The organism is Bradyrhizobium sp. JR4.3 (assembly GCF_040547695.1).
Classification (GTDB): domain Bacteria; phylum Pseudomonadota; class Alphaproteobacteria; order Rhizobiales; family Xanthobacteraceae; genus Bradyrhizobium; species Bradyrhizobium canariense.
Map to the genome: position 1 here is coordinate 1 of NZ_JBEPQF010000078.1, position 5,051 is coordinate 5,051.

At 58.9% G+C, this 5,051-nt stretch carries 5 protein-coding genes and 1 tRNA gene; 3 read left to right on the forward strand and 3 right to left on the reverse strand.

Features of this window, described 5'->3' with window-relative positions:
• On the reverse strand, positions 1 to 231 hold a 231-nt coding region (locus ABIB91_RS41455; protein ID WP_354172939.1), incomplete at its 3' end, for an NYN domain-containing protein.
• Positions 232 to 1,212: 981 nt separating this feature from the next.
• On the opposite strand from ABIB91_RS41455, the gene ABIB91_RS41460 reads away from it, so the two are divergent.
• On the forward strand, positions 1,213 to 1,644 hold the full coding sequence (locus tag ABIB91_RS41460) for a hypothetical protein (protein ID WP_354172941.1): 432 nt from the start codon (positions 1,213 to 1,215) through the stop codon (positions 1,642 to 1,644).
• Between the two features lie 56 nt (positions 1,645 to 1,700).
• Here the strand turns inward: ABIB91_RS41460 and ABIB91_RS41465 are convergent, their stop codons facing one another.
• Together ABIB91_RS41465 and ABIB91_RS41470 are read right to left on the reverse strand one after the other, a co-directional pair.
• Entirely contained in the window at positions 1,701 to 2,105 is a 405-nt protein-coding gene (locus ABIB91_RS41465) for a hypothetical protein (RefSeq protein ID WP_354202958.1), read from the reverse strand.
• A gap of 781 nt (positions 2,106 to 2,886) precedes the next feature.
• Positions 2,887 to 3,087: a hypothetical protein gene (locus ABIB91_RS41470; protein ID WP_219685685.1), complete on the reverse strand. Its 201-nt coding sequence runs from the start codon at positions 3,085 to 3,087 to the stop codon at positions 2,887 to 2,889.
• Positions 3,088 to 4,131: 1,044 nt separating this feature from the next.
• Between ABIB91_RS41470 and ABIB91_RS41475 the strand changes: the two genes are divergently transcribed.
• Together ABIB91_RS41475 and ABIB91_RS41480 are read left to right on the forward strand one after the other, a co-directional pair.
• Complete coding sequence (locus tag ABIB91_RS41475) at positions 4,132 to 4,890, forward strand: relaxase/mobilization nuclease domain-containing protein (protein ID WP_354172944.1); 759 nt, start codon at positions 4,132 to 4,134, stop codon at positions 4,888 to 4,890.
• Positions 4,865 to 4,947, forward strand: a tRNA-Met gene (locus ABIB91_RS41480). Before ABIB91_RS41475 ends, ABIB91_RS41480 begins: the two co-directional genes overlap by 26 nt.
• Positions 4,948 to 5,051: the final 104 nt, after the last annotated feature.

Genomic DNA, 5,051 nt, shown 5'->3' on the forward strand with positions numbered 1-5,051 from the left:
GACCACGGTGTAGCCGTTGTAGTCGAGCCAGTCGATCAGCGGCCGGATCGAGGAGTATTCCTGATCCTCGATGATCGCGGTGTAGTAGAACGCCCGAAGCAGCGTCCCGCGGCTCTGAAACTCCTTCAACAGACGCTTGTAATCGATGTCGAAGCCCAGAGTTTTCGCGGTCGCGTAGAGATTGGCTCCATCGATGAAGAGCGCGATCTTGTCGGTAGAGGAAGGTGACATTCAGTTCACGCTTTCCGTGAAACAGCAGAGATCGGTAGCGAAGATCTTAGAGTACAGACTATGTTTTAAGCTTCAACTATTTTCGACCGGGGCTCGAACTCTGACAATAGCCGAAAGTTGGTGTGTCGGATTTGTAATGTATGCTGTCTAATTCCAGGTGCTTATCTCCATGGTGCTCACGCCATGCCTGTCGGCGATTTTGCCCTGTTTGATCTTTGGACCCACCGGCGCGGCCGCGGCGGGCGGTGGTCTGTTTCAGGTCCATGCGGAAACGTTCTGTTAGTCGGGAGCGAGAGAAGCCGGCCCGCAGCGCAATACATGGCTGCTCGGGCCATCTTCCAGTTGCTGCTGACCGCTCCTTATCTCGATCGAAGGAGATCCAAAGTTGCGTCGGCGCCTTACATGACTTTCGGACTCGTTTACACTGGGATGCGGCAAGCGTTCTTCGGTCGCCTTAGCAACGGAGCTCAGCGGGGGCGCTGCCCGATGGGTTCCCCTGTTTGGCGTCGACCAGCTGCAATGCGACATTCCGGCGTGTTGGCACGGTGCCGGTAGGGTGCAGCCGCAGCCGCGCCGGCGCCGGAGGCGCTCCCGCTCTGTTGCGCGCAAGGTTCGACGCCAGGAGGAGCGCCGTCCTGAACGCTATGGATCGGCTACCGAGCTGGCTTCCAGCCGAGAGCTTCGCGACCCCAAAATCGCGTAATTATCTGAGCCGCTAACGGCCGGGCCGAGTGACTACTGCCATTTTGCGATCGGCCCAGCTCTTAATATCGCCGACGGTCATCGCCTCGAGGAACGCGTTCGCGTTGACCAGCTTTTCGCGTGTGGTTCGACCCGTCATGTCAGCGGCGGCCATACTGAAGCAGCATCTGCAGTTTCTGCGCCGGAAAATAGCGCCACGGCTCCCGCCGGTCCCGCGAAATGGGCGAGGTAGAGAGAACCGGGCGTGGCCGGCAGACCGCGCTTGGTCAGCATCGCGGCATGTTGCTCGACCAGCCGTGCGGCAACCTCGCGCGTAAGCTCAGCATCTCCGCGCAAGTCCAAGACTTCCTTGTCGCTGCGGCCCTTGATCAGATCGCGTCGGTGCCTTCGAACGGCTTCGAGCCACGTATCATCGAGAAACTGGGCGGCGCCAGTGGCGCTCGACCGCTTGTTCCTTGCATTCGGGTCACCGTTGGACTCGGCTATGATAATTCGCTCGACCAGCGCCTTGGCAGCCGCCCTGTCGATCGAGCTCCCCTTCAACTGAGCATCGCGAACCAGGACGAAACTCGCGACGAAAGCCAGGCCGATTGCCACTCCAAAAACGAGCGTGATGGATTCCGCGGACAACCACTTCCGCGCGGCGACAACGGATCCACGCTCGTCGGGGCGAGGCGGTCGGATTTCCTCGGCACGGCGTATTTGCCCTGACACATGCGGCGGGAGCCGCGGGTCGGCTGTCGTTCCAACGCAGAGGTATCCGTGCGCTAGGTCTGGCATCGCGTCTGCAGGTTCAATGCTTTCAAGACGCCATCGAAGGCACCTGACAGGCACGGCTTCGCCTCCGCGACCGGTTTGGCGCGACTGGCGCCCGCGCTTGCCTTGGAAATTCCGTGCCGGGGCCGAGGTCTGGGCAGCATGATCGCGGATTTTCCGCTTGCGTTACCCTCCTGCTCGATGATCTTCGAATGTGCTCGTGCAACGATCGGAATGTGGTCCGACGGATTCTTTAGTTCGCGCGAGGAAAGTGGCTGCGGTGGCGCTTCGAATGGCGGAATTTCGAGCCGGTCTGCCTTGGTCAGTGTATCGTGTGAGGGACGTAATCCGACGGTTGCCAGAGCCGGCGGCTCGTTCGCAGGCTCTGTGATGCGCGGCGGCGCCTCGAGCTCCATCACGGCGAGTGTACCGAGGCCAACTAGGAAGAGAGCCACCCTCATCTGATTTCACGCTCTCCGAACGAGAAACCTCACTCAAATCCTCTTAGAAATGAGCTCCAGAAATCAAGAACGATTGCAAAGGTCCAATAAGGCCGCTTAGTGGCAGAGGTGAACCGGGAAGCGCTGCTATGGGAGAAGATCAAAGACAGGGTTAACGCGGGGCATGCGAACTGGCCGAGTGAAGGGGATAGTCAACTCGATGTGGCGCTGGCGGCTGTCACCGAACGCCAGCTCGACGGTCGTCTCGTCCTCACTACTCCCTGGCAAGTTCGCGACTGCATTTTGCAGCGGGAGGTGTGCGTCTGTGAGTTGGTTCAACCCAGCAAGGGGGACGGCGGACGGACGTACATTTCCGCCGTGGAGGACTTCAGCAGCTTGGCAGGACGTGAGGGTGAGCTACGGAATCGTGAGCGATCACTGCAAACCGTCGGCAGGTTATCTGAAACTTCTAAGCGAGGCCCCGGTCCACGCAGTGGAAAAGCACGAAGGCCGCAGCGAGGAAAACTCGCGGCGGCCCGCGCGTGGTCAAAAAGCCGGGTCAAAATGGACAAGTACAATATCGGGCCAGCCCCGGTGTCGGAGATTTTAGCGCTAATTTCGTCCAGATGGCGAAAATAAGTTCGCTATCACCGATGCGCGGGTGTCGACAGTTGACGAAGCGCGATAATGGCGGACTGGCTTCTGCCGTGTCATAGAGATTTGCAAATGGGGAACACCGGCCGCCGAGCTACTTGACCTAGATCATTCGTTCCTTAGTGGCCCGCAGGCTGCGGATGTAATAGCCTTGTGCCTGAACGGCTGACTTGATTTCGTTGCTAACCTTGAGAACTCGTTTTCTGCTCTTTCGCCAGGTATGTGCAGAGCAAAGCGTAGGTACGGCAGAGCCTGTACTTAGAACGAGCAAGCCGCGCTTGTCATTGCGATAGACATCAAACATCGTTCGCCCCCGCTGACCATATTGAACTAAGAATGGAATATGTTTCGGTTGTCTCAATGGCCGAGCTTAGTATTTCGGTCCGCTGTGCGGGTTGTAAATCTGCAACGCCAGCGACTTTCCTTCAGTTCGTTCCGGATACGGAACGAACTGAAGCAAGCCCCGGCCGCCGTCAAATTGCTGCGTATGCAATTACTTCAGTCACGATGTGTTTCGGATGTTGTTGATTGGGGGGCGGAATCGAGCGGCAAGCGGCCGCCGCCGTCTTCACGGATTCGCCCCGTTGGTTGCTCGTGCACGGCAGCGCCGACACGTCGTCGTGGGCGGCGATGCACCGGGCCCGTTGGCGATGTAGCTACATCTTTCGCTGACTGCCTGTTCAGTAAGAATGGCCGACTAGACCTGCTCGCGCTCTGCTCTTCGCGTTTTGACCCGCAGCGCACCTCGCAACGGCTCGGCTGCACGTTCACTTGAGATCGACGCAACTTGGCGTCAGCCGATGTCACCGTTGACCCCTTACGAATTTTTGGGTGTCGTAGTTTTCTATCTTTTGATAGTCGGTCGCAATAACGGGAAGCCACTCTCTTTCTTCGTCTTCTTCTTCTTCTTCGGAGAGTGGGCATGAACCAGCATCCAAGTCGCATCGATCGGTAAATTCCGGGGCGCGCACTCTGCGATTCAGGTCTGAACTGGTCAGGCAGGAGTCGGGACCTATGGTGGTCCACCTGTTTGATTTGCCGAGATTACGACCGCGAGGCTACGCCCAAGTCCTCGCTAACTCATCGGGCGGTGGTGCTCGCCCTCGTCAACGGAAGGCCGCCTCAGACGGCCCTCTTTCCCTTGGTCAATCCGCGCGCATGCGGAAGGGCGTCAGGTTCGAAGCTTTGGCACAACAACCTGCGGCCATCGCTCAGCGAGTGCAAATAGAGCGGCCCCAGCGGCGATTGGGGGCCCGCGCATCTCAAGTCGCACCTTGCCTACATCACCCGCAACGGTGAGCTGGATGGCGAAACAGAGCAGGGCGCGGCCCTGGCAGGTCGTTCCGGATTGAAAGACCTGCAGCAACGGTGGGTGGATGATGCCCGTCTAGACCATAAGCGTCGCCGCGACGGATCGCTTTCGGTGAATATTAATGTGTCGATGCCGGCTGGTACCGACGCCATCGCCGTCAAGGATTCAGCCCGGGCATTTGCCATCGAAACGTTTGGCTATAATCATGACTACGTCTTCGTCCAGCACCTCGATGACAAGCATCCTCACGTGCACTTGACCGTTCGATCCCTCGGCCATGACGGAAAGCGCCTTAATCCCCGTAAGGCGGACCTTCAGGCCTGGCGAGAACGTTTTACTGGCGAACTTCGGCTTCGCGGGATCGCGGCGGAGGCAACGCCGCGGCGAACCCGCGGACGAGTTCGAAAGGCCGCGCGCGGGGCGGTCCTCGCTATGCGCAAGAGAAAGATCACGCCCGATGTTGATCGGCGTGCCCGCAACGAGGTGCTTTCGGAAGTGAAGGGCGGAAGGAGCGCCAAACACCCTTGGGACGAACAGATCAAGTCACGTCAGGATGTGATCCGGCGGCGATATCTTGATTATGCCGCCGAGCTGCAGCGCTCTGGAGTGGCAGCTGATCATGCGCTAGCCCGCGAGATACGGCAATTTGTAAACGATATGCCGGCTGTCGAAACTCGCTGGGAGGTGCTGAAGAAGGAGCTTTCGGAGCTGGCCAGTAGCCGGCGCCGAAACGCGAAGCAGGACCTTGATGCAGAGGGGCACGATCAAAGGGGAGGCGATGAGCGCACCAGATAGGCGTGCGCAGGAATCATAATCCTGGGGTCGGGGGTTCGAATCCCTCCCTCTCCGCCATCTGACCGCTGTCCAGACCGGAGACATAGGTAACAGGTCGTACCTAAGACATGGGTGACAACCTCGTGCCGAACGGGTTGTCGAGGGGTTTCAAAGTCGTTTAC

Excerpts from the sequence above, each read along its gene's own strand:
- ABIB91_RS41460 (WP_354172941.1), top strand. The coding sequence starts at position 1,213 with ATGTTGCTCGACCAGCCGTGCGGCAACCTCGCGCGTAAGCTCAGCATC.
- ABIB91_RS41465 (WP_354202958.1), bottom strand. The coding sequence starts at position 2,105 with ATGGAGCTCGAGGCGCCGCCGCGCATCACAGAGCCTGCGAACGAGCCG.
- ABIB91_RS41470 (WP_219685685.1), bottom strand. The coding sequence starts at position 3,087 with ATGTTTGATGTCTATCGCAATGACAAGCGCGGCTTGCTCGTTCTAAGT.